25 protein-coding genes and 1 tRNA gene are annotated in these 23,857 nt (G+C 67.2%); 9 read left to right on the top strand and 17 right to left on the bottom strand.

The features are described from left to right. The first annotated feature begins 69 nt into the window (after nt 1-69). From JOE53_RS09275 to JOE53_RS09265, 3 genes are all read left to right on the top strand, one after another. Nucleotides 70-1,173, top strand: coding sequence for an SGNH hydrolase domain-containing protein (locus JOE53_RS09275; protein WP_325168495.1), 1,104 nt, complete (start codon nt 70-72; stop codon nt 1,171-1,173). Nucleotides 1,174-1,186: 13 nt separating this feature from the next. Next, nucleotides 1,187-1,258 (top strand) — tRNA-Arg (locus JOE53_RS09270). A 472-nt stretch (nt 1,259-1,730) separates the two neighbouring features. Further along, nucleotides 1,731-1,892, top strand: coding sequence for a hypothetical protein (locus JOE53_RS09265; RefSeq protein ID WP_204947484.1), 162 nt, complete (start codon nt 1,731-1,733; stop codon nt 1,890-1,892). 115 nt (nt 1,893-2,007) lie between these two features. Here the strand turns inward: JOE53_RS09265 and JOE53_RS09260 are convergent, their stop codons facing one another. The 7 genes from JOE53_RS09260 to JOE53_RS09230 form a co-directional block, all read right to left on the bottom strand. Further along, entirely contained in the window at nt 2,008-2,739 is a 732-nt protein-coding gene (locus tag JOE53_RS09260; RefSeq protein WP_204947483.1) for a hypothetical protein, read from the bottom strand. Beyond that, nucleotides 2,736-3,569 (bottom strand): hypothetical protein, encoded by an 834-nt coding sequence (locus tag JOE53_RS09255; RefSeq protein ID WP_204947482.1) that lies wholly within the window; start codon nt 3,567-3,569, stop codon nt 2,736-2,738. Before JOE53_RS09255 ends, JOE53_RS09260 begins: the two co-directional genes overlap by 4 nt. A gap of 55 nt (nt 3,570-3,624) precedes the next feature. Next, on the bottom strand, nt 3,625-5,523 hold the full coding sequence (locus tag JOE53_RS09250) for a hypothetical protein (protein ID WP_204947481.1): 1,899 nt from the start codon (nt 5,521-5,523) through the stop codon (nt 3,625-3,627). Beyond that, nucleotides 5,520-6,491, bottom strand: a complete 972-nt coding sequence (locus JOE53_RS09245) for a PD-(D/E)XK motif protein (RefSeq protein WP_204947480.1) — start codon at nt 6,489-6,491, stop codon at nt 5,520-5,522. The genes JOE53_RS09250 and JOE53_RS09245 overlap by 4 nt, the downstream gene beginning before the upstream one ends. Beyond that, nucleotides 6,488-9,148: a Z1 domain-containing protein gene (locus JOE53_RS09240; protein ID WP_204947479.1), complete on the bottom strand. Its 2,661-nt coding sequence runs from the start codon at nt 9,146-9,148 to the stop codon at nt 6,488-6,490. The genes JOE53_RS09245 and JOE53_RS09240 overlap by 4 nt, the downstream gene beginning before the upstream one ends. 155 nt (nt 9,149-9,303) lie before the next feature. Beyond that, complete coding sequence (locus JOE53_RS09235; protein WP_271171033.1) at nt 9,304-10,404, bottom strand: DNA cytosine methyltransferase; 1,101 nt, start codon at nt 10,402-10,404, stop codon at nt 9,304-9,306. A 361-nt stretch (nt 10,405-10,765) separates the two neighbouring features. Beyond that, the gene (locus tag JOE53_RS09230; protein WP_204947478.1) at nt 10,766-10,996 is read right to left on the bottom strand and encodes a hypothetical protein; all 231 of its coding nucleotides are present in this window, start codon (nt 10,994-10,996) and stop codon (nt 10,766-10,768) included. 138 nt (nt 10,997-11,134) lie between these two features. Between JOE53_RS09230 and JOE53_RS09225 the strand changes: the two genes are divergently transcribed. Further along, nucleotides 11,135-12,088, top strand: coding sequence for a Dyp-type peroxidase (locus JOE53_RS09225; protein ID WP_204947477.1), 954 nt, complete (start codon nt 11,135-11,137; stop codon nt 12,086-12,088). Here the strand turns inward: JOE53_RS09225 and JOE53_RS09220 are convergent. The 3 genes from JOE53_RS09220 to JOE53_RS09210 form a co-directional block, all read right to left on the bottom strand. Continuing rightward, a complete protein-coding gene (locus JOE53_RS09220; RefSeq protein WP_204947476.1) occupies nt 12,085-12,648 on the bottom strand; it encodes an AAA family ATPase in 564 nt (187 codons plus the stop codon). The genes JOE53_RS09225 and JOE53_RS09220 overlap by 4 nt on opposite strands. Nucleotides 12,649-12,691: 43 nt before the next feature. Beyond that, entirely contained in the window at nt 12,692-13,465 is a 774-nt protein-coding gene (locus tag JOE53_RS09215; RefSeq protein WP_233449534.1) for a hypothetical protein, read from the bottom strand. A 124-nt stretch (nt 13,466-13,589) separates the two neighbouring features. Further along, complete coding sequence (locus JOE53_RS09210; protein WP_204947475.1) at nt 13,590-14,327, bottom strand: GNAT family N-acetyltransferase; 738 nt, start codon at nt 14,325-14,327, stop codon at nt 13,590-13,592. Nucleotides 14,328-14,429: 102 nt separating this feature from the next. Between JOE53_RS09210 and JOE53_RS09205 the strand changes: the two genes are divergently transcribed. Both JOE53_RS09205 and JOE53_RS09200 read left to right on the top strand, forming a co-directional pair. Next, nucleotides 14,430-14,822: a VOC family protein gene (locus JOE53_RS09205; protein ID WP_204947474.1), complete on the top strand. Its 393-nt coding sequence runs from the start codon at nt 14,430-14,432 to the stop codon at nt 14,820-14,822. A gap of 26 nt (nt 14,823-14,848) precedes the next feature. Then, a complete protein-coding gene (locus tag JOE53_RS09200; RefSeq protein WP_016464557.1) occupies nt 14,849-15,301 on the top strand; it encodes an SRPBCC family protein in 453 nt (150 codons plus the stop codon). A 13-nt stretch (nt 15,302-15,314) separates the two neighbouring features. Here JOE53_RS09200 and JOE53_RS09195 read toward each other — a convergent pair whose 3' ends face one another. Next, nucleotides 15,315-15,737 (bottom strand): GNAT family N-acetyltransferase, encoded by a 423-nt coding sequence (locus tag JOE53_RS09195; RefSeq protein ID WP_051498867.1) that lies wholly within the window; start codon nt 15,735-15,737, stop codon nt 15,315-15,317. 113 nt (nt 15,738-15,850) lie between these two features. Continuing rightward, nucleotides 15,851-16,054 carry a cold-shock protein gene (locus JOE53_RS09190; RefSeq protein WP_036283106.1) on the bottom strand — a complete coding sequence of 68 codons (204 nt, stop codon included), beginning with the start codon at nt 16,052-16,054 and terminating at the stop codon, nt 15,851-15,853. Between the two features lie 482 nt (nt 16,055-16,536). Between JOE53_RS09190 and JOE53_RS09185 the strand changes: the two genes are divergently transcribed. After that, nucleotides 16,537-17,340, top strand: coding sequence for a hypothetical protein (locus JOE53_RS09185; RefSeq protein WP_204947473.1), 804 nt, complete (start codon nt 16,537-16,539; stop codon nt 17,338-17,340). 108 nt (nt 17,341-17,448) lie between these two features. Here the strand turns inward: JOE53_RS09185 and JOE53_RS09180 are convergent, their stop codons facing one another. Next, complete coding sequence (locus tag JOE53_RS09180) at nt 17,449-18,705, bottom strand: APC family permease (RefSeq protein WP_204947472.1); 1,257 nt, start codon at nt 18,703-18,705, stop codon at nt 17,449-17,451. An 87-nt stretch (nt 18,706-18,792) separates the two neighbouring features. Continuing rightward, complete coding sequence (locus tag JOE53_RS09175) at nt 18,793-19,326, bottom strand: aldehyde dehydrogenase family protein (RefSeq protein ID WP_271171031.1); 534 nt, start codon at nt 19,324-19,326, stop codon at nt 18,793-18,795. A 67-nt stretch (nt 19,327-19,393) separates the two neighbouring features. Here JOE53_RS09175 and JOE53_RS09170 point away from each other — a divergent pair, with 67 nt between their 5' ends. Both JOE53_RS09170 and JOE53_RS09165 read left to right on the top strand, forming a co-directional pair. Continuing rightward, complete coding sequence (locus JOE53_RS09170; RefSeq protein ID WP_204947471.1) at nt 19,394-19,687, top strand: hypothetical protein; 294 nt, start codon at nt 19,394-19,396, stop codon at nt 19,685-19,687. Nucleotides 19,688-19,769: 82 nt separating this feature from the next. Further along, nucleotides 19,770-20,498, top strand: coding sequence for a YidC/Oxa1 family membrane protein insertase (locus JOE53_RS09165; protein WP_204947470.1), 729 nt, complete (start codon nt 19,770-19,772; stop codon nt 20,496-20,498). On the opposite strand, the gene JOE53_RS14765 is transcribed toward JOE53_RS09165, so the two are convergent. From JOE53_RS14765 to JOE53_RS09155, 3 genes are read right to left on the bottom strand one after another with little or no spacing between them, the layout of a single operon-like run. Next, complete coding sequence (locus JOE53_RS14765; protein WP_233449532.1) at nt 20,493-20,885, bottom strand: hypothetical protein; 393 nt, start codon at nt 20,883-20,885, stop codon at nt 20,493-20,495. The genes JOE53_RS09165 and JOE53_RS14765 overlap by 6 nt on opposite strands. Beyond that, complete coding sequence (locus JOE53_RS09160) at nt 20,875-22,032, bottom strand: MFS transporter (RefSeq protein ID WP_233449531.1); 1,158 nt, start codon at nt 22,030-22,032, stop codon at nt 20,875-20,877. The genes JOE53_RS14765 and JOE53_RS09160 overlap by 11 nt, the downstream gene beginning before the upstream one ends. Nucleotides 22,033-22,072: 40 nt before the next feature. Further along, nucleotides 22,073-23,824 carry an amidohydrolase gene (locus JOE53_RS09155; RefSeq protein ID WP_204947469.1) on the bottom strand — a complete coding sequence of 584 codons (1,752 nt, stop codon included), beginning with the start codon at nt 23,822-23,824 and terminating at the stop codon, nt 22,073-22,075. Nucleotides 23,825-23,857 lie beyond the last annotated feature (33 nt).

Below are 23,857 nucleotides of genomic sequence, written 5' to 3'. Positions count from 1 at the left end.
CAGAGTGCGGCGGCGGAGCCGGTCGAGGTGGCAGCGGCATCCGTTCCGCAGGTCGTCCCCGTTGAGCCTGTGAGCGCTGCACCGGTGGTGGAGGCGCCGCGAGTGCCGTCGGTCGCGATGGCGGACAGCGCGGCTGGGGCGATCGCGGCTCCGATGACCGCATGGCGGGAGCGTTTTCGCACGCAGGTCGCGTTGGCTGCCGCCGGTCTCGTCGCCGCCGCGTTGCTGGTCGTGCTCGTCGTGCAGGTGCAGCAGCCGAGGCCGCTGCCGCCGACGGCCGGGGGAACGGGCCAGGCGGCGCCCGCGATCGAAGATCCCACGGCGGCGCTGCAGGCCGATCTCGCGGCGGCGGTGTCGGCGACGGCGTGGCCCGGTCTGCATCCGTCGATCGATGAGGTGATGGCGCAGTCGTCGGGAGCCAATCCCGCGCACGACTGCTTCGCGCCGACGCCGCTGCCGGATGCCGCCGCGTGCACGTGGGGGAGCGGCGACGCTCCGCGGCACCTGTACCTCGTGGGCGACTCGACGGCGATGGCGTACGCGCCGGCGCTGAAGGCGCTCGCCGAGCAGAGCGGGGGAGCGATCCGCGTCACCACGGTCGGGCTCTACGGATGCCGGTTCACCGACGTGCTCGTGCAGAACGACGACCCCGCGGTGATGCAGGCGTGCACGCAGCGCAAGGACGACGTCGCCGCGATGATCGCCGCCGACCACCCCGAGATGGTGCTCCTCTCGAACGCGTACACGCTCGGCCGCACGGCGGACGGGCGTGACCTGAGCGCGGCAGATCTGATCGCGGCGGAGGCGGCCGAGATGGCGCGGTATGGGATGCCGGGCCGCATCGTCTACCTCGAGGCGCCGCCGGAGGGCGCGCCGCTCGGCAACTGTTACACGCGGGTCGGGTCGCCGTATGCGTGCGCGACGAGCATCACGCCGGTGTGGCGCGACATGCAGGCGGCGACGGCGGCCGCCGCGGCGGTGTCGGGCGATTGCCTGGTGGATGCGCTGGCCTTCACGTGCTGGCAGGACGTGTGCCCGGCGTTCGCGGGAACGCTGCCGATCCGCTATGACCAGACACACCTCACCGTCGCCTACTCCGCGCACCTCGCGCCGTACCTGCGGTGGGCGCTGGATGGAGCCGGTGCGGCCGGTGCGCCGGCGCCGCCCGGCTAGAATCGATGCGCCAGCCTCTGTAGCTCAGTGGAAGAGCCACTCCGTCCTAAGGAGCGGGTCGGGGGTTCGAATCCCTCCAGGGGCACATCTTTTTTATCCTCGCAACGTGTTGCCGACCCGACGGTAGAGAGCAGATTGCTCAATCTCTCGTCGAACTCCAGGCCTCACGAAACGCGCCCTCTTGGCGTTCTGGGACGCCGGATGGAGCGCTCTGACGGGCTCTGCATGCATTCACAGCAATCGTTCGTGGCCGCGCACTGCGTCACGCCCGAGCGCTGGGTGGCTGGTTGTCGGAGCGAACGGGAGATGTGCGGTCCCGTCGCACCGTGTCGAGCGAGCGGCTTGCAGAAGCGCTATCTGAAGTCACTCCTAGGTATTATTCGGCTGAGCCCGAGGGTGAGACGTGAGCTCATCGCTCACGGATGGCGTGGTGAAACGAGGAGGAATAGGTGGCGCGGGTCGAGCGGATTGAGAAAGGTGACCTCGAGTCGGGAGCTCATCCCACGAGCGTGGTGTGCGCCGCTCAGTTGGTGCCTGATGGCCAAGGCTCCTTTCTTGTGCAGCTCGCCTCATTCGGGTCGAAGGCTGCCGAGTCGAACGGGAGGCGCCACGTCACACAGACGTACCAGTTCGATCGCAATGCTGCTGCAACCCTGGTGAGCTACTTCACGGATGCATTCGGTGAAGACTTCTTGACGGAGCCGCACGGCGACGCGTAGTGCCTCAGAACTGACGCACGTTCTCGATGCCGACTGGTCCAGTGTTCATCTCGCGGCGCCGACGTCGCGCCACCAGTTGGCGACTATGCCTCGCGGCGGCCACTGCGCGCGCCGGTCAGGGTACGTACACAGCAAACAGATTGGCGAGCAGGGCGCGAAGATCCTCAGATTCCATCGCCGACAGATCGGTGACTCGCAGCTCAAACTGGAGTGACTTGAACGCCGTTCTCACGATGTCTCGGCGGCTGGAGGCGCGACTCAGCGACATTATCTGCTCGCTCACGAGCCGAGCGAGGCGATGATCCGACGAGAGATTTCGGTCAATCAGGCCGACGAGCTCATCTTCGTAGATAGGTAAGTCTGGGTCATTGAGCAGGTCTCCCAGGATCCATGATCGAAGATAGAGGCGCTGAAAGACGTTGCGTCGCCCGGCTCTATACCTATCTGCTGGGAGCTTTCCGCGTGAGTCAGGCCCAAAGCGCTGAACTGCGAAGTCTGGAAGCACGACTAGCGTGAGATAGGGCCAGACGTCGGGATGCGATGCTTGTTGGCGACCTTCCTGCTCGAACCATTCTGCGAGCGCATTGCCCGTGGCTCTGTCGAAGGCGCGGTCTCGATCGCCTCTTCGAAGGGACGTGTCGGCGGCGACGGCCTCGCCGATGGCATCATGGAGTGCTCGCAGATGTGAGGCAGGAACTGGGACTCCTTCTCCGGGAAATGTCGCTGCGGGATGATGCGCGCCATCTTGAAATGGGCGCGCAATCCCTCCGGACTGAATAGTCCTTTCGAGCCTACTGATTTCGCTTTCGACGTCTGTGCGTGGTAGCCGAGGGTAGATGTAGCTCATCGCGAACCCTGCTCTTCTAGGAAGTTGAGGGCTTCGCGGGAGCGACTCGTCAGCGCCAGCGGGTCCTCCATCGCTAGGCGGCATCCCTCGTCAATCGTGAGACCGAGCGAGGTGGTGATGCCGAGACCAAGCGCGGCTATGCAGCGAAAATCATCGTCCGCAAGGGCGGTCAGCTCGCCGCCGCCGAGGGCGTTCCGCCAACTGCCGAGAAGTCGGAGGACCGCCATATGAACGTCGGCTTCAATGGCGGCGTACGTGCTCGCTGCTGCCGTACCTTCGACGATCGGATGACACGCTCCCATGTCCGTGTTGACGAACAGACGTACTGACGAACTGATGCTCCAGTGAGGTTCCGCGTCAGGAACTGTCTCCACGGACCACGGAACGGCTCGGCGTCCGGTCTGGGAGAACGACAGCGCTGAAGTTGGGAAGTCCGCGTCGTCGCGTTCCAGATTCAGGGTCCGCGGTGCAGCGAGCTGCCAAAGCTTGGCGCTCCCGTGTACAGCGTTCGCTGCAACCGGACTGCCGGTCCGACCCGGTCCGACCACCCACAGGTCAACGCTCAGCGATACTGCCATGTCGCTCCCGGTCGCCGTCAGATCGACGGACGCCGTCCAGCCTTCGTCGCTCAACTCGAAGCGCGAGTCCGCACGCCACCTGATCCGTGCGGGTGCGCACGTCGCCACAGCAACCAGACGCACATCCTCGCCCTTGTCGATTCCGGTCTCTATCCAGAATCGGTCGGAGAGCGTTGCCACGCCGCGAAGTGCAATATCGTCGCCTGGGCTCCACACGTCGGCGATCTCTTCGTCTCCACAGACAGGATCCACGACTTCCAGCCGCGCTTGCACTGACGTTGGAGAGGGCGCGCGGTAGGGGCGTGACTCAGTTGTCGCCATCGAAGTCCTCCGCGCTCAAGTCGATGCGTAGTGCTCGTCGGGCCGCGCCAGTGAACTCCACAACCACTGGCACCGCACTCTCAGCGAGGGCTGTCGAACGGCCGGCTGCATCGGCCCCGATCCATTCGAGCTCGAGCTCATCAGGGTCCAGTGGCTCGTGCACGCCCTCGTCGCCAACTGCGCTGACGCTGATACGCACCAGGGATCGCGCAGGACCACCTTGAACCACAAACTCGACACGCTGCCGCTGACGACCGTCGTGGTAGGTCGCGATCAACCGAGAAGGGCTTGCGTCGATTCGGCGGGCACGATCAGAAGCTCTGCTGCGGCGGCCGCCGCGATCGGGACGCCCGGTACCGGTGTCAGTGCGGGGTTCATATGGTGCGGGTAGAAGAGCGCCGAGCCGGCGCGCGAGAGGGCCCGTTCGAACTCGATCTTGTGCTGGCTGCACGATTGCGGGCTCTGGGTAGAGGGTCTCTCGGATGGCGGCAATCACCTTGGTCCGAGTGGCCTTGACGACGAGGCCCTCATCACCGCCAGAGCTCGCGACCCACGCGTCATGGGCAGGCGGCTCCGTTCGGGCGTACACCGCGTCCCAGTCATCTGCAGACTTGTAGACCGCCAACCACTCCAGGCCCTCCAGCGGGGTATGCGCAGTCCAGTCCACGGTCGAAACGATCAGCTCGGGCTGACCGCGCATGAGCGCGATGCGCGAGATTGCAGGGTTCCGGATCGGGTCAAGGTCGTCATGTCCGACGGTTCGCTCGAGGGCTTGGAATCGCGGGACAATGGCCAGGTGGCCGAGGGTGCGCTGGTATCGAGTAATGGGAATCACGTGCACCGGAAAGCCTTGCGGAGTCTTAATCAATGCCTCGCTCTGCGTGCGATGAGCACGGATGGCATTTAACCCAGTGCCCCAGAGGGCCAGCGTCCCAATCGTTGCATCGACTAGTGGCTTGCGCGAGTTGTCGACCTCCAGCACGAGCTCCATCGGCGGCTCCTCGGTGTCTGGAGCGGCGATCAGCTTGGGCCACAGGTGGACTCGAATAGCCGAACGGGCCTTCGCCGCGAAGGTTGTCGCCTCAGTTGCCAGGTCGAGAACAGGGTCATCCTCGTCCTGGGATACACCCAGGCTCTCAGCGGTGAGGTCAGGGTCGACGACAAGCATGGAGGTGCCAGTCTCGTCGTTCTCGTATCCGCGGGTGAATAGACGCGAGCCAAGAAGTTCAGCCGGTTTACCGACAAGGGGCAGGATGGTGTCGCCATCCCGTCGACCCCACCAATGACGCCCCGTGAACTGAACGCCAGTTTCAACGTAGGAGTCGCGGAATGCCGACGCGATCAGTCGATGCTCGAGGATTCCTTTCTCGTTGTAACATCGCGTCCAGTAGACGACGGTACCGCGTCGGCTGAAAGCATAGGATGCGGTCTTCCCGAAACCATAGGTGCCTCCGCCCTTGCCGTCGTCGCGCGGAACCCCCACCTTCAGAATGAGGTCCTGAAAGTTGCGAGGACCGTCTGCTGGCACGGGTCTCAGCGTCACAGGCCCGTCCAGACCGGTCGTCCCGCGATCGTAGATCTCGAGAACGTAGGGATTGTCGGGCAGTCCGCCAGCGGTGACAGGTTCGTTGTCTGGCAGCAGGCGGGCGAGGTCCGCCCGCATTCTCCAGTCAATGCGGCGTAGGTGGAGGCCATACGTCGGTCTCCGACCATCAAGGCGAGCGTCCCAGCTGTTCTGTGCGGTCTCCCTGATCAGAATCTCGAGAGGCGAGAGCTCGGTCCGACCCAGCAGCCGGTCGCCTCCGGTCGAGTCCATATCGCCCGGCTGAAATTGCTTCGGGAACCAATCGAGAGGTTCGATGGAACCCAGTGCCGAGGCGCTCACAGGTCGGCCAGCACGTCGGAAAGTACGTCCGGGTCCACGGCGTTAGGGCAAGCGTCCAGCAGCAGCGAGTAGCGAAGGTTCTGAACTGCTGAGAATGCGGTCTGTCCCAATCTGGAGACACGTAGCCCCGGAAACTCCGTGGTGACGTGGAATAGGCGCTCACCCGCCACCACGAATCGCATGGTGTCCTCGATGACTATCGGAGAATCGTCGGTTGAGCGTTCAAACAGCATGCCCTTCGGTATCCCGGCTGCGTCAATGCTGTCGATGAGCTCAGAGACCGTCTGACCATCGGCGCTTTCCTCGAGGCGCATTGCGAACAGGTGTAGTGAGCCGCCCCGCGGTGGATCGAGTTGGTGAGCGCCGTGGATATCGACAGCCGGGGAGTCTCCGCCCGTGTACGCCTTGACCTCCAGCGCGTTTCGAAGGAAGAAGTCGTGCTTGTAGCCTTGCTGTCCGCGCCATGCGGCTCGTGCGCGTGGCGGATCGAGTTGCGCCAGCCTGAGGAGGACGGTGAGCTCGCCGAACAGTCCGATCGCTCGTTGGCGAGAGAGCGTCCGCTGTCCGCGGGCGAGAGCCTCACGCCACGCATTGAGGACTCGCATCAGTGCATCGATGCATGGTTCTCCAGACTCGTCGACGCGGCTGAGCATCTCGCCGACGAGCGAAAGGAATGTGGGGGTGAGCTTTGGATCGTGACTTGCGATATCGAGGGACATCGCAGACCCGTCGTCAAGTGGTTGTTCCAGCCATTCGGCAGGCAGGACCTCCCCAAGAGGCAAGTCGAATGGTCTACGACCGGGCGGGAGCGCGACAAGAAGGTGAACGACTCCGGCATGATCTCTGGCAAGTCGAGCTTCGTGGATGTCGCGATCGGGGCCGACGGGGGCCGCGTTGATCTGACCTGGCGAAGGCGTTCCCTGGTCGAGCAATCCGAGAGCGTGGGTGACGCGTTCGTATGCGGTCACGCCGCACCTGGCTCTACGAAGTCTCCTTCTGTATCGGTAAGAGTGCTCACCTCTGCGTCGACATCGTCGTCGCTAAGCGTGGGCCGAACCTCGGCTGCGATGTACTCGCCGTCATCCTCCGCCTCGGCGTGCGGATAGATCACCCCTAGCCCGATCAGATCCTCCTGAGCATCCATCGTTCGACGCGTCTTCGAGCTTGGGCGCGGCTGGGAATTCGCGCTCACAGCGTAGAGAACTATCACGCCCATGCTCGGCGCCAGAGCCTGACGAACGCGCCGGACGCTCGTGACGTCGTTTGTGTCGGCAGAGTCGAGGAGACCGTCCGGGTCCTCAAGCACGCCGCTATCAGCGAGAATCCGGAGGTCGAGAAGTGAGTCCGTGCTTGACATCAGGGCCCTGATGTTCACGATGTCGGAGCCGCACGGTGGAGAGGTCGGAAGCCGATCCGGTGTCCAGAACTCAGCCTTGAGCGGTGCACGGCTGACGACGCCCACGTCGATGCCTTCTGCATAGGTGAACTGCCCGAGCCGCCCGGGGCCGGATACGAGGACGAGGTTCCAAGTGACTGCGTCGCCGTGCAACTCAAGCCAATCCTGCATCGCGGACGGTTGAAGCCATGGATCCGAGTCAGCGACCCAGTAGTGCTCTAGGAACTTGATGAGGTCGTTGTTCGTGAGACCCACGAACAACTGTGATGCACTTGTCGTTCGAGATTTCGTCGCCTGGATGTGGTGCGTCAATCCGCGCCCCACTGCCGCGCCCACGATCGTCCTAGCCGCTTCCTGCGCTCGAAGAGCTCCTGCGCGAGAGCGGTCGAGGTAGATCGTCTGACGCCGGCTTCCACCCAAGCCGGCATGGACGACGATCGTGTTGGACATCTTTCCTGGGGACGTGATCTGTAGGCGTCCAGGGTGCGCGAGCACGCGAATCGCCAGTTCGCGCGGAGTCTTCCCCTCCGCCTCAAGTGCTGCCACCTCTGACCGAAGCTCACGCTCAACACGCGCGAGATGCGAGTAGTCATCCAGGAGGCCTGGTCCCACCCACACGCGCGCGAGGTCCTGGTAACCAGGCCTAAATCCGAACCATCGCCCCATCTGAAGAAGCGTGTCGTAGGTGTTCGATGCCCGAAGGAAATACGACACAACGAGTCCCTCGAGCGTGAGTCCGCGGGAGAGAGTTCCGCCGCCGATCGCGATCACGAGCTGCGGTTCATCATCGGGATAAGTCAGTCGATCGTCGGACTGCCCGTTGTCGATCTTGATCGTGACGTGCCCGATGATCTCCTTGGTCTTCTCCCACACCTCCGCCCACGTATGTGCTTCCTCGGCCGCCCGGAGGTGGGCGGCCCGATCAATCTCTTGATCGAATACCGATCGGAACTCCTCCTCTTCGTCATCACGGTTGAGAGCCATGCCTTCAGTGAAGCCGGCGACGGCGTCCTTGAGGAGCTGGTGAGCGCGCACGCGGTGCGAGGTGTGGAGCAGCATCGACGAGTGAGCCACTTTGCCGGTACGCAGTTGACGTACCGCCGTCGCAAGGATGAACCATCGAATCGCATCGCTGAGCGAATCCGTTATCGCGGGCTCGAAGCTCTCGATGTCTTTACCGTGCGGAACAAGCACGTCGGCATCGTCCTGGCTGACTAGGTGAGACAAGGAATAGATGTCCTCGTCCTCCGCGTGATCTGCGTCCTGATTCACGTCGAAGAAGCTGTCAGCGCCCATGTAATCGTCTGGCTTGGGAAGCACCATCGCGAAATCATCGGGGTACAGATCCTCCTCTTCACTGGGGTCGATGAAGATGTTCGCGAATGGCGTCGCGGTGTAGGCGACGTAGGTGCCGGTCGGCACCTCTTTCCAGATATCCCGCACCCGGCGATTGATGGTCGACACGAGGTCCTGATCGCTCTTCGTGTTCGGCGTCGCCTGATCCGACTCGTCATCGATTATCAGAACCGCGCGATTGCGCAACGTCTCATCGGGGATGTCTTGAAGGAACCTGGCAACGTTCGCGAGTCGGCTTTCGTGCTTCTTCACGATCATGATCGCGACGTTGCTCGTACTGGCCATCATGCCGACGGTGTTCTTCGGACCGATGTCGGTGTCTTTGCCCGTCATCAACCACCACGCGACGCCCGCCTTCTCTTTGGCATCGTTGACATTCAGATCCGTCTCGAGGCGAAGTTGAGTCTGAGCGCGCAGATTGGTGTACATGCCGGCGAGCACGATCACGATTCGATAGCCCGCGTCAACGGCCTTCGCGATTAGGCCTGCGTAGTTGGCGGTCTTACCGGACTGGACGTAGCCGATCACCAGCCCTTTGCGTCTCGCGCCGGGCTCCTTTGGATTGGCGCAGTGTGACAGGATACGAGTCGTCGAGTCGTCGATGGCCCTCACCGCCGAGTCTGGGAGCCGTGACTTCAGGGTCTCTCTGTATGCCGGCCATTCGCCGACAGCTGCGCGGGGGCCGCTGTACCAAGAACTGTATCCCCCGTCCTTCTTGACGAGATTGCCGATCTGTATCGTCTCGATGATGTTCCGCTGATCCTGCAGATAGATGTCATAAGCGATCCCGAAACCCGGGAACATCAGCTCGATGCGCGCCTTCGCCTCGGCCTCTGCTGCGGAGCCCTTTCTGCCGGGCTGGCTCGCAAGCATGCCCTCAAGTGCTCCTAGGCCACTTCGGAAGTCATCCTCTGACAGTGGTGAACTCGACATCATCTCTCCTGATCGGCGGTGTTTGTCGGGACCTGAGTACTCCTGGCCGTCGTTGCCAGACGATGGGGTACGGCCGAAGTGTGCCGTGTTCCTGGCTAGGCGTCAACCAACTGATGACGACCGACCGGCGAACCATCCTGATTGAGGTTCTGTGGGATCGAGGGATACGCCGTGTCCTGGAACGACCGAAAGAGGGCGCGGAAGATGTGAAAGGCGCCGTACGGGGGCACAGCCATCCCGACCTGTCGACGCACGCTGCCTCGTTCGCCCATGAACTCGAAGTCATCGGGAAAGGTCTGAAGACGAGCGCGCTCTCGATTCGTGAGTGCGCGAGGCTCCGCCCAGTGGTATCCGTGCGTACCGCCGCCGCCTGAGCCGGTGATGGTGTAAGACGGTTTATCCGGGTGGAGCCGCTTGTAGATCTGGCTCAGCGTGGCCCCCTTGACGTTCAGCCGGAGCTCGTCCGTCATTCGCTTCGCATTGAAGGCGTTCTCGCCCGGGTCGATCAGTTCGAGTCGGCGGACCACCGAATCTGGATGACGAATGATCCTGTGATTTGGGGCGCCGGATGGGATGTCACTTAGCGCTTCTGCAGCTGTCTTCCACTGATCGCGATGGGGGTGGGTTGGCGCGGGGACACGGAACGTTACCGGGACGTCCTCTCGCACGCCGACCACGATGATTCGGTGGCGTCGCTGAGGAACGCCGTAGTCTTCGAATCGATACAGGTGAGGAGTGAGCTTGTAACCGCGGCCGGCTGCTCGCATCGCGCCGAGGATTCGTTTGAAATCCCTTCCGCCGTTCGAACTGCGGAGACCGCTCACGTTCTCGGCGACAAACCACTCCGGCTGATGATGCTCCAGCACTTTCACGCCGTAGGCGAAGAGCGGCCCGAACTCGCCTTTCAAGCCACGATTCTCTCCGACGAGGCTGTAGTCGTTGCAGGGGAAACCGAAGGCGAACCCGTCGATGTGCGGTAGGGATTCAATATCGAGGGATCTCACGTCCTGACAGATCACGGAGTCCGCTGTGGCACCGCTTATGTTGGCGATGTAGGTGGAGACGGTGTTCTGGTCGTAGTCGTTAGCCCAGCCATGCTGAAGTGGGGTGCCTGTCGCTCGCGCCGCATCATGGGCGCCGAGAGCCATGCCGCCCGGCCCAGCGAAGAGCTCTCCAAGTGTGAATCCAAGCGTCACCGTGTGTGTCTCCTATGCCATGGTCGCCCTCACGGGGGATCACTCGTGAGCCTATCCAGAGTGTGCGACATCGCTACCGTTCCACGCGGAGGGATGCCAAACCGCTCGCACCCAACCGGAGTCGTGCGGATCGAGCTTCTGCCCGTCGATTGACCTTCCCCGTCGCCGAGCGCCCGCGATTCACGCCATGCGGGTTTCTGCGCGGACTCGATCCTCGAGTTCGGCGGACCTGATTGCACGGTGTCTTGCGTCGATCTGTTGGCGAAGAAATCAGCTCCTTCAGGGCAAGCCAGCTGATGCCGTCCTACTCCCTGAGAACTCGTGACCCGATCGGCGCGCATACTCGCAATCCGCGAATCCATCAGTCAAGCGATACAGCAATGCCCAGGACGAGCGGAAGACCTCCGACGACTTCGGCGAACCCCGCCATAGAGGTCCCCGCCGCGACCGCCTTGCCCTGCTCGTTCTGCGCTTCCTCCTGCGCCAGGCCGTACCAGGCCCATGCGATCGCTGAGGCGACGACGCCGAAACCAGCGATCACCCCGAAAGCGATGCGGGCGCCCTCTGATTCGGACAGCGGCTGTGGATCCATCGGCTCAGCCTACGAGCAGGTGGCGCACGAGGAGGGGCACAGACTTCGACAACCGCACTCGAATCACATTTCCGCGACGACGTGGGTGGCCCAGACCGCACCACCCTCAGCCGCCGCTCCGGCGCTAGGTTCGGTCTCGTGAGTGATAACCGCCGTGTGCCCATTTCGCCTCAGAGTGTGGATGCTCCGCTGACGACGTCGGCGGTCTTCTTGGTCGTGACCGTGGGCGACGATTCCGACGCGACCGCCACCGCGCGCTCCGTCCTGGGTGACCTCTCGGGGCTGCTCAAGACCGTCGGCATCCGAGACCTCGATGCCGCGCTCGCCTGCACGGTCGGCATCGGCGCGCGCGTCTGGCCGGCGCTCACCGGGCGCCCGATGCCGGCGGAGCTCCGCCCCTTCCGCCCCGTCGAAGGTGCGGTGCATCACGCTCCGAGCACCCCGGGTGATTTGCTCTTCCACATCCGCGCGAACCGGCGGGATCTGTGTTTCGAGTTCGAGAGACTGCTGCTCGACGCGCTGGGCTCGAGCGCTGTTGTCGTCGACGAGACCGAGGGCTTCCGCTACTTCGACATCCGCGACCTGCTGGGGTTCATCGACGGCACGGCCAACCCGGTGGGCCCCGACCTGCCCGAGTCCACTCTCGTGGGCGACGAAGACCCCGTCGGACGCGGCGGGAGCTACGTCGTCGTGCAGAAGTACGTGCACCCGCTCGACCGGTGGAATGCGCTTTCCGCCGAACAGCAGGAAGCGGTCATAGGGCGACGCAAGTTCGACGGCGTCGAACTGGACGACGCGGAGTCGGGCCAGAAGGCGCACAAGACCCTCGCGACCATCGTCGACGACGACGGCATCGAACACGACATCCTCCGCGACAACATGCCGTTCGGCAGCCCCGCTACCCAGTTCGGCACCTACTTCATCGGCTACTCGCGCCGGCTCTGGGTGATTGAGAAGATGCTGGAGCGGATGTTCATCGGCGACCCGCCGGGACTCCACGACCGACTGCTCGACTTCTCCACTCCGCTCACCGGCTCCACGTTCTTCGTGCCGTCGGCCGACGTCCTCGACGTCCTGGGGGACTCCGCCTAGCCTCGCTCCGAGCTCCGCGGCTCAGCGATCAGTGTCTCGATCGTGGCGAGGCGCTCTGCGGGCGATCCCGTGACCTCCGTCACCGTCAGTCCAGCCGGGACGACGTCAGCGTCGTCGAGGAGGTCCAGCAGCACGTCGTTCATGGTCTCGCGCAGCGCGGCATCCTCGTCGTCGCCGACGTGGATCGGATGAGCGGCCGTCAGCGGGAGCACAACGAGGTGATCGACCGTCGCCAGTGCTGTTCGCGTGCGGTCAGCCGCGGTTGAGAGCGTCGAGCGGTCGAGCGCCGTGCGCCCGAGTTCATCCAGTGCCAGCAGATACGCCAAGAAGTCGAGCGGGCCGCGCTCGGCGATAACGTTGCCGCCCGGTTCTCCCTCGATCAGCCGACCAGCTGCGAGTCGCAGCTGCGAGGCGAACATCGCCGCGGCCGGCCGATCGTCCGACTCGTCGATGAGCTCGAACGGGTCGGCGAACACGGCGTACTCCGGATGCCGCCGCGCAAAGTCGGCGATGAGCGTGCTCTTGCCGCTGCCATGGGTTCCCGAAACGACGATCCGCACGTGCTGACACTACGCGACCGGTTCAGGCCGCCGGGCCGGCGCCTCAGCCGCCGAACTCCGCCTTGAGGAAGTACGGCGTCTGGTTCGCATTGCACGCGGCGCCGATCTGCGCCACATCATCCGCTATGCCCGCCTGTGCGGTGCCGGGCTCGGTGGCCGTCGACACCGTGTGCGACATTGAGGTGAGCGGCCCCTTCAGGCTCGACCTGGAGGCGGCTGCGAGGGCAGCGAGCTGGGATGACGCCGCGGCGACCCGCGCCGTCCAGGTCGCGGCGTCGAACGCCTTGTACTGGGTGTAGCCCTGATCAGCATTCATGAGCGCGCTGTACACGTCGACGAACGCGGCGCAGTCCGCGGTCACCGCGGCATCCCGAACGAACTCCTTGGTGGAGAACAGCGGCGTCGCCGTCCACGGGATGCCGTCGTCCACCGTCACCGCGATAGAGGGTTGGGTCTTCGCATCCACCGGCCACGCGAGCGCCGCCGGCGCGCCGCACGTTCCGCTGATCGGGGACGTGTTCTCCGCCATCGCATCGCCGAACTCGACGACGTAGTGCCCGACGCCCTCGCACGTGAAGTCGATCGACACCGAGCGGGCGCCCGCGGGAACGGGGAAGTCCAGCCCCGGCCACCCCGTCGCGCCCGTCCCCGTCACGGTGGCGCCCGCCGTCGATGTGGCTGTGGCCTCGTCGCTGGCGGAAGAGCTCGGTGACGGTGCTGCACCGGTCGTCGTCGCGCAGCCCGACAGTGCGAACGCTGCGGCGATGAGAGCGCCGAGGACCGTGGTCGTGTGCGTCGTCGTTCGCGAAGGTGTCATCTTTGATGTCTATCAGCGGCGGTCCGTCGGTACCAAGGCCACCGATCACATCGTCTGTCGTCGCGTCGCACCACTGGTCGTCGCGATCACCGGGGATGCGTCGAGCGGAGGGAACGCTGCGCGTCTACTGCGGCGCGCGCACCGAGCTGAAACGTGTGCGGCGACGCAGCGCGAAGCCGAGACGTTCGTACGCGGCGATCGCGCCGGTGTTGGATGCCGCGGCATGCATCAGCGCCCGGTCGCCGCGCTGCTGGATGTGAAAGGCCACATCCAGCACGAGCCGCGAGGCCAACCCCTGACGGCGGTGGTCCTCATCGACCGCGACCGCGCTGATCTCGGTCCAGCCCGCGGGATGCAGGCGCTCGCCCGCCATCGCCACGAGACGCCCGCCCCGGTGGATGCCGATGTAGCGGCCGAGCTCGTGGGTGCGCGGGCGGAACGGACCGGGTTGGTTGCGGGCGACGATCGCGAGCATGTCGTCCACATCGTCGGCACCGAGCTCCACAGCCTCTTCGTCCGGGCGCGTCGACAACACCGGCGTCTCGATCAGCTGCACGCCCTCGCCGCCGCCGACGAACTCCCACCCGGCCGGCAGCTCGCCGTCGAAACCCGACAGACCGAACTGCTCCCCGGCATCCACGATCTCGCGCAGAGCGTCCCAGACCGCGGGGTCGTCCCACGTGCGCACGGCGACGAAGGGCGCGACATCGTCCGGGTAGCGGCGAGCGAGGTCACCGCCGATGGCGAACGCGGCGTGCGGTCCCGTCAGCGACGACCACGCCGCGTTGTCCAATACAGCGTCACGCGCAGCGGCGTCGTCAGAGAGGTCGGGAGCGGGAAGATCGATCGAGACATCGGGCACCACACCACTGTCCGCCGCAACGCGCGAACACGCAAACCGACGCGACCTCGCCACCACGCCGAGGCGCCGTCCACGCACGCGCAAGCCTGAAAGACTGTCCGTATGCCCGGCTTCCATCACGTCGAACTGTGGGTCGCCGATCTGGATCAAGCTCGCCTCGAGTGGGGCTGGTTGCTGCAGCAGCTCGGGTTCGCCCGCGAGAGCGAGTGGCCGGAGGGGGAATCCTGGAGCGCGGGCGGGGCGTACCTCACGCTCACCACCTCGCCGAACCTCTCCCGCGACGATCATGACCGCCGCGCGCCCGGCGTCAACCACCTCGCTTTCCACGGGGGAACCCGCGAACACGTCGACGCCGTCATGGCGGCGGCTCCCGAACACGGCTGGACGCCGCTGTACCACGACCGGTATCCGCATGCGGGTGGACCGGATCACTACGCCGGCTGGCTGGAGAACTCGGCGGGAGCCAAAGCGGAGATCGTCGCCGACGGCTCCTGACGGCGTGCGGCTGCGAGGATCGAGGCATGGCGAGCTCCTTCACGGTCATCACCCGCGCGAGCGTCGCCCGCGAGGAACTTTTCGACCTCTCGCTCGACATCGATGCGCATCTGGCGTCGATGTCGGCATCCGACGAGCGTGCCATCGGCGGCGTGACGTCCGGCGCCATCGGGCTGGGGGAGACGGTCACCTGGCGGGCGCGCCACTTCGGCGTCTGGTTCACGATGACCTCGCGCATCACGGCGCTCGACCGGCCCGCAAGGTTCGTCGACGATCAGACCCGCGGGCCATTCCGGTCCTTCCGACACGAGCACGTGTTCGAGGACGACGGCGACGGCGGCACGGTGATGACCGACACTCTCACGCTCGCCTCGCCCGTCTTCGGGGCGCTCGCAGAGCGGCTGATCCTCGTGCCCTACCTGCGGAGGCTGATCGTGGAGCGCAACCGGCACCTCGTCGACGCGCTCGACGCTCGGTAAGCGGCCGCCGCCATCACTGTGGCGCCGCAAGCTCGGCGCGCACCAGTGCCCACACCTGCTTGTCGTGGAAGACGCCGCCGTTGAGCCACGCTCCCCGCAGGGTGCCATCGAGGGTCATGCCGAGACGGCGGGCGACGGCGGCGCTGCGCTCGTTGTCGGCCCGGCAGCGCCACTCGACCCGGTTCAGACCGCGCTCGCGGAGGGCGTAGTCGACGAGCAGGCGGGATGCCGCGGTCACTAGTCCCCGACCCTCGGCAGCCGGCTCCAGCCAGCATCCGATCTCGCACTGGCCGGCCGGGGCGCTGAAGCTCACGAACATCACTCCGCTGGCGAGCTGCCCGTCGCTCCAGATGCCGTAGAGGCGCCCGCCGTCGTCGGCCGCGCTCTGCCGCCTGCCTCGTCGATCGTCCTGGGTGGGAGTCGGTTCGAAGGCCACGCCGTCAGCCTAACGTGGCCCGTTCGGCGCACCTGGGGGACATATGGCAGGGCGGAATGCAGGAAAGAGCCCGCCTCGACAGCAGTCGGGACGGGCTCTTTCGTGACTCTGGATCAGAGGGCGCGGATGTTCGCAGCCTGCATGCCCTTGGGGCCACGCTCGGCGTCGAATTCGACCTTCTGGTCTTCGCGCAGCTCCTTGAAGCCGTCGCTGACGATTGCGGAGAAGTGCGCGAACAGGTCGGCGGAGCCGTCGTCCGGCGCGATGAAGCCGTAGCCCTTCTCGGAGTTGAACCATTTCACGGTGCCAGTGGCCATCGTGTCTTTCCTTCTGTTTTTCGGGCCGCCGGAGCGACCGGGTGTGCCGCGTCGACGAATGCGATGCGGACGTGTGTGAGTCGAGGTGGGGGCTGCGAGCGCTGCGGTGACGGCTGCGCGCGCGGCGTCCACGTCGAGGTGGATGCCGAGGTCTTGCCCCTGGGCGCCGCAGGCGCGCGCCCCGGCATCCGTCTCATGGACGAACCCGGCGTACTCGCCGAGCGCCGTCGCGACGTACACGTCGTGATCGGCCTGGCGCCAGGTGACCTCGTGCGAGGTGAGGAGAATCATCAATCGTTTCTGTGCGCACCGCCACGGGATGCGCAGGCGGCGAGAAGATGCCGCGGGTAGAAGGTGGTGGTCCGAGTGGTGAGCTCTCGGCGTCGAGAGGGGTGGGACGGACCCGTGCCCGAAATGCGGGACGATTGAGCTTAGCACCATCTGCCCGTGAGCACGCTGGACGTCTGTCGTAGGGTCGAAGCATGCGACGGCCCCTTCCTCTTGTGTTGACCCTCGGTGTTTTCGCCTGCGCCCTTGCGCTGAGCTCCTGCTCCGCGGGGACGCCGAACCCCGCCGGCTCCTCATCCGATGCCGCCGCGCTGACGACCGCCACCGCCTCTGCGTCCGCGGCGGCCGGCGCCGCACCCATCGCCGCCCCGAGCGTCTGCGACGCCGTCGATCTCAGGGCGGACGCCGCTGTCACCGGCGCCGACCTCGCCGCGTGCGTCGTCGCGTTCTCCAAGGCGGCGCGCAGCGGGCACGAGACGTTCTCGGCATCCGACGGCACGACGGGGACGGCGGACTTCGTCTTCGGTGACGCTCCGGCGCTGTCCGGAACGGTCACCAGCAGCGACGGCACGACGTCGTTCGTGCTCACCCCCGACGCGTCGTGGGTCACGATCGACGGAGCGTGGGTGCAGGGAGACGCGACCAGCTCCGATCCGAAGAAGATGCTGGCGGGCACGATCGGGCAGGCCTACCGGGCGTTTGCCGACCCGTCGGCCACGGCATCCCTTATCGCGTCGGCGCCGTCGTGGACCGTGCAGAAGGACCAAGATCTCGTCGACCTGCCGGACGGTACGCAGGTACGCGCGTGGCGCGTGCAGGCCGACGCGCCGTTCAGCGCCGTCGGCGCCGACGTGCAGGAGATGACGCTGTGGTTGACGTCCGGGCACGTGCCCGCCGGTGTCCAGGCCACCGTGTCGGTGGCCGGCACGCAGACGACGACCACGCAGCACTTCTCGGGCTGGGGGATGCCGGTGAGCATCGCCACGCCGCAGCCGTGAACGTCGCGGACGGCGCGCGCGGCGGAAGAGGGAGCGAGAACGGCATCGAGGTCGCCTGGTCGACGTCGCTGGTGTGAGCTGCATCGGTGCGCGGCGGTGTCGAGCTGGTCAGGCCCGCATTCCGCCCCGCAGCCGCAGCGCCCGGTAGCCGACGCCGACGCACGCGACCACCACGCCGCCGACGATCGACGGCCAGGGCAGGGTCGCCACCAGCACGATGCAGCCGATCATGCCGACGATCTGCAGCGCCCGCGGAAAACGGCGGGCCGCGGCATCCTGTCGGAACGCGGCGATGTTGGCGACCAGGTAGTACAGCAGCACGCCGAACGACGAGAACCCGATCGCGGATCGAAGGTCGGTCGCCACGATCAGAAGACTCACGATGACCGCGAGCACGAGCTCCGCGCGGTGCGGAACGGCGTAGCGCGGGTGCACCGCCGAGAGCCACTGCGGCAGGTCTCCCGTGCGGGCCATCGCCAGGCTCGTGCGCCCGATGCCGGCGACGAGAGCCAGAAGGGCCCCCAGGGATGCCGCCGCTGCCCCGACCCGCACGACCGGCGCGGTCCAGGTCCACCCGCCCGCCGCCGCCACCTCGGCCAGCGGTGCCGACGAGGCGGCGAGGCGCTCGGGGCCGAGGGTGGCGAGCGACACGAGGGCGATGGCGACGTACACGAGCAGGGCCAGGCTCAGTGCGATGACGATCGCGCGGGGGATCGTCCGGCGAGGATCGCGCACTTCCTCGCCCATCGTGGCGATGCGGGCGTACCCCGCGAAGGCGAAGAACAGCAGCCCGGCCGACTGCAGCACGCCGTACCAGCCGTGGGGGCCGGGATCGATCACGAGGTTGTCGGCGGAGCCGGCGCCGGATGCCGAGGCGGCCACGACCACGAGGGCGAGCACCGCCAAGACGACCACCACGATCACCTTGGTGAGAGCCGCCGTGCGGGTGACCCCGACCGTGTTGACCGCCGCGAGCACCAGGACCGCGGCGACGGCGACGGGCTTCTCCCACCCCGCGGGGGCGGCATACGAGGCGAACGTCAACGCCATCGCCGCGCAGCTGGCGGTCTTGCCGATGACGAACGACCACCCGGCGAAGAACCCCGACCACGGGCCGATCATCTCCCGGCCGTAGACGTAGGTGCCCCCGGAGGTCGGGAACTGTGCAGCCAGTTGCGCCGACGACGTCGCGTTGGCGTAGGCGACGACGGCGGCGATCGCGAGGCCGATCAACAGGCCTGAGCCGGCGGCCGCGGCGGCGGGGGTGAAGGCCGCGAACACTCCGGCGCCGATCATCGAGCCCAGGCCGATGGCGATCGCGTCGACGAGGCCCAGCCGGCGTGCCAGCGCTGCGGGCGCGCTCATCGCTCTCGCGACGACGTACGGGGAGGAATCACGCCGTGATTGTAGTGCGCACATCGAACCGGCCGGTTAACGAGCCGCGGTCCGCTCTCACGACCGGTGGCGGATCCAGACGCTCTTCTCGCGGGTCCACTGCTCGAAGGCGCGCAGCGACTTCTCGACGCCGCCGAAGCCGGACTGCTTCCATCCCCCGAAGGGAACCGCGAGGTCGCCTTCGCTGTACGCCCCGACCGAGACCAGCCCGGCCTCCACGCCGCGAGCGAGCGCCAGGGGGTCGTCGAGCCGCGTCGTCCACACCGAGGCCGCGAGCCCGTAGGGGATGTCGTTGACGAGAGCGATCGCCTCGTCGCGCTCATCGAACGCCTGCACCGTGACGATCGGTCCGAACAGCTCCTGGCGGGTGATGTCCGACCCGGCGGCCACGCCCGTCACCACTGTCGGTGCGACGTGGTGGCCACCGGGCACGACGTCGATCTCGGCGCCGCCGGTGACGACCGTCGCCCCCTCGCGGTGCGCCAGCGCCACGGCATCCGTCATCCGCCGCGCCGCAGCCCCCGTGAGCACGGGGCCGAGCTGCGTCGCGGGGTCGGCCGGGTGACCGAACGCCGACGTCGACGCGCTCACACCGTCGACGCGCTGACGCTCCTCCGATAGCCTGGGGGCCCACCGGCGCCGAGAGAGAGGACCGCCGATGATCGACGCGTTCCTCCTCCTGCTGCGCACGGTCGGAGTCGCCGTCGGCGTCCTGCCCGCGGGCGCCTCACCGATCACCTCGCTCGCGGTCGTCGCCGCCGGCATCGCGCTCGCCGTCGCCGTCGTCGTGGTGATGGCGGCGGTGTCGGCGAGCACGCGCTCGAGAACCTCCCACGATCGCATCGGTCGCGCGCGCAGCGACATCCTGAGTGCGCCCGTCGCGCAGAGCGACCCCGATGCTCCCGGTCACATCCTTCGGAGAGGTCCGAGCGCGGCGCTCGCGGCCGCGTAGACACCCCCGTCCGGATGCCACCCTCGGCATCCCTTCGCGGCCGACCAGCTCACCCTGATCGCCCCGTCGGAATGGACAACTCGTGGACGTCTTCACCCTGCCGCCCCTGGCGGCGTTGCTCGACCTCTCGGCGCGGGGCCTCATGGCCCTCATCGCCGTTCTCACCCCCGCCGCCGGGCCCGGAGCCGCCGCGGCGGCGATCGTGCTCGTGACCCTCGTCGTGCGGATCGCGCTCGTACCGGCCGGCATCGCGCAGGCGAAAGCAGATCAGGCGCGCTCGCGCCTGGCGCCCCGGCTGCGCGCACTGCAGAAGCGGTGGCGCGCACACCCCGAACGCCTGCAGCGCGAGACCTTCGCTCTCTACCGGGCCGAGGGGGTCCCGCCGGCGGCCGGATGTCTTCCGGCTCTGATCCAGGCGCCGATCGTGGGGCTCGTGTACGCCGTGTTCCTGCACGGATCGATCGCGGGACACGCGAACCCGCTGCTCGGCGAGCACCTCTTCGGTGTGCCGCTGGGGCAGGCCGCCGTCGCGGCGGCCTTCACCGGACTCGATGCGTCGGCCGCCGTCGTGTTCGGCGCGATCGTGCTGCTCATCGCGCTCAGCGGTGAGCTCACGCGACGCCTGCTGCGGCCGGCGGCGACGCTGCCGTCATGGCAGCGCGCGCTGACCGAGACGGTACCGTTCCTCACCGCCGTCGTCGCCCTGTTCGTCCCGCTCGCCGCGGCGCTCTACCTGCTGACGAGTGCCGGCTGGACTCTCGGCCAACGACTCGTGCTGCGACGGCTGTACCCGCCGCCGCAGGCGTCATGACGGTGCGCCACCGCTACCGGAGGTCGGGACGGCCCGCGACGCGCGAGCGATCAGGACCGAGCCGACGATGCTCGCCGCCAGCGCGACGACAGCCATGCCGACCATCAGTGCGCCAAACCCGTCGCGGTAGGCGGCCACCGCGGCATCGAACACCTGCGCGTCGGGGCGCGTGCCGTCCTTCGCGTAGGTGCCCACGCCGACAAGAGCGGTGTGCACCGCGGCATCCGTCAGTCCCGCCGCCGACAGGCGGGCAGTGATCCCCGAGATCGTGAGCTGGGTGATCACGGCGGTCGACAGCGCGGTACCGAGCGAGGAGAAGAGCTGCCCGAAGGTCGTGCGCGAACTGGTCACCGGTCCGTAGAAGTCGGCCGGCGCCTCACCGAGCACGAGCGTGCCGTACGGAAGCGCCGCGGCGGTGATACCGAAGGCGATGAGGATGCCGGCGGGTACACGCCAGCGGCGTGGAGGCGTCTCGGGCGAGGAAGGCCGCCCCGAAGCCCGCGGCGGAGAGGATGCCGCCGACCAGCAGGGAGGTCTGCGGGCTCATGCCGCGGGTCATCAGGCGCCCCAGCACGATCGCCCCGACGATCGAGGCGAGCGACACCGGCAGCTGCCACACCGCGACGCTGCTGGGGGTCAGGGCCAGCACGTACTGCCACAGGTTCGACAGCTGCAAGAAGGCGACGGCGCCGCCGAAGTTGAAGACGAAGCCTGCGCAGAGCGCCGCGAGGAAAAGGGGTCGGCGAAAGAGCGCGACCGGGAAGAACGGGTTCGCGACCCGCGTCTGCGACCAGACGAAGACGCCGAGAAGCACGACGCCGAGCGCCATGGCTCCCCACGTCAGCGGGCTGGTCAGCGACGAGGCGAGCTGTGAGACGCCGAACAGGAACACGACCATGCCGGTGATGAGCGCAACCTGTCCGCCCACGTCGCGCTTCTCGGTGACGGTGGGGGCGACCGACGGCAGAAGCACGAGGACGGCGGGGACGCACAGTGCCGACAGCACGGGAACGAGCACGAACGCGAGGCGCCAGTCGACTCCGGCGAGCAGGCCCCCCGAGAAGGTGAACAGCACTCCGGCCGCGCCCGAACACGCAGCGAACGTCGCGACGGCCGCAGGGAGCCGGCCCGGCGCGGCCAGCACCTGGATGTAGGCGAACGAGGCGGCGTACACGGCGCCCAGGCCGACGCCCGTCACCGCCTGACCGAGGATGTAGACGAGCGCCATCGGCGCGGCGGCCACGATCAGCTGGCCGACGAGACCTGTCACGAGGGCGGCGACGAGCATGCGGCGGCGGCCGATCCGGTCGGCGAGCAGGCCTGTGGTGATGACCGAGGCGGCGATCGCGAGGGTTTGCATGGATGCCGCGAGCGCCTGATCGCCGCCGACCATGTCGAGGCCGCGGCTCGCGCCCACGAGTGCGGTGGCGGCGATGTTCGGGGCGGAGCCCTGAACTGCGGCGAGCACGCCGAGCAGGGGGATCGCGAGGGTGTGCGCGGAGCGCACGACGGACGTCGGTGGTGTCGTTGTCATGGGAGGGCTTTCGAGTGAGAGAGGCGTGCGCAGAAGTCGTTCAGGCGGTGAAGGCGGGGACGCCGTCGATGTAGGTGGCGTTCACGGCGATGCGATCCCAGCTCTCGGGATCGCTCGTCCACGGGTCGGCGTCGACGACGGCGAAGTCGGCGCGGCGTCCGGCCGTGAGCGTGCCGCGATCGTCGGCGTGGATCTGCCAGGCGGCATCCGCGGTGATCGCCGCCAGGGCCTCGGCCGCACTGACGCGCTCGTCCGGCGCGAGCACCGTGCCGTCGGCCTCCAGACGGCGCAGCACCGCGGTGCGGGCGCTGCGCAACGGCTGCACCGTCGTCACGTTGTGGTCGGAGTGCAGACTGGGTCGCAGCCCTGCGCGGAGGGCCGACGCGAGGCGGTCCAGTCGCGCGTCGCGCGCGGGGCCGAGAATCGTGTCGCGGAATGCCGCACCCCAGTAGTAGACGTGGTCCATCAGGAAGCTCGGCGACACTCCCACCGCGGCCATCCGCGCGAGCTGGTCGTCGGTGGTCACCGAGGCGTGCTCGAAGCGGTGCCGGAGAGCGTCGCGCCCCGGCAGCAGCTCTTCGGCGGCCTGGAGGGCGAACTCGACCGCCGCGTCGCCGTTCGTGTGGATCATCAGTTGCCAGCCGTCGTCGAGACCGGCGCGCATCACTTCGCGCAGACTCTCCGGTGTCCAGTTCGCGTGGCCCCCCGAGGTCTCGCCGAGATACGGCTGCAGGAAGTATCCGGAACGACCCTGGTTCGAGCCGTCCGCCACGATCTTCCACGCGTCGGCGCGCACCATCGCATCTCCGCTGAACGGCGTGACGCCGGCCGCCTTCCACGCCTGGGCGACCTCGGCGGGCGTCGCGCACCCCGCCAGGGAGGAGAACTGCGCCGTCGACACTCGCACCGGCAAGCGTTCGGCCCCGTTGAGCTGGTGCAGCATCGCGATCTCGCTCACGCCGGCCAGCGTGCCGGTCATCGCTTCGCGCATCGAGGTCACGCCGGCACCGGCGAACTCGTTCAACACGTGACGGATGCCGCGGCCCACCTCCGCCGCTGTCGGACGCGGCAGGTGCGCGAGCAGCATCGTCACCGCGGGCGACTCGCCGACCACGCCGGTGAGCCTGCCGTCGCGCTTCTCCAGCGTGCCCCCGCTCGGCTGCGGTGTGGCGTCGGTGATGCCGGCGGCATCCAGGGCCGCGCTGTTGGCGTAGGCGAAGTGCATCGACGCATTCAGCACGACCACGGGACGGTCGGTCGCGACCCGGTCGAGGATGTCGCGGGTGAGGGCCGGCTCGCCGGGGTACAGGCTCGGATCGAATAGCTTCGCCAGCACATACTGACCGGCGGTTGTCGCGTGCGCAGCCGTCTTCAGGACGGCGATGACGTCGTCGAAGCGCGGACAGGTGGCGTGCGAGACGTCGGCCCACTCGAGTGTGAGCAGCGACACCCAGATGTGCGCGTGCGGCTCGATGAGACCGGGCATCACCACGCCGTCGGGGGACAGGATCTTCGTCGCCGGGCCGGTCAGCCCGTCCAGCTCCGCCGCCGATCCCAGTGCGACGATGCGGCCGTCGCGCACCGCCATCGCCTCCGCGCTCGGAGCCGCGGGGTCGCCGGTCGCGATCCGGCAGACGACCAGGAGGTCCGCTGTCGCTGTCGTCGTCCCGGGTTCGTCCGAGCGGCTCGGCGCGCCATGGTGGGCGGGTGCGATGGTGACGCCGGCCGCGGCGATGGCGGGCGCGAGGTGGTCGCGGCTCAGGGGAGTCGCGGCGGTGCAGGTGTCGGACATGAGCGGGCTCCTTCGAAGGTGCGCGGCGGCGGC

The organism is Microbacterium laevaniformans, from assembly GCF_016907555.1.
Taxonomy (GTDB): domain Bacteria; phylum Actinomycetota; class Actinomycetes; order Actinomycetales; family Microbacteriaceae; genus Microbacterium; species Microbacterium laevaniformans.
This window is presented reverse-complemented; position numbering and strand designations above follow the sequence as displayed.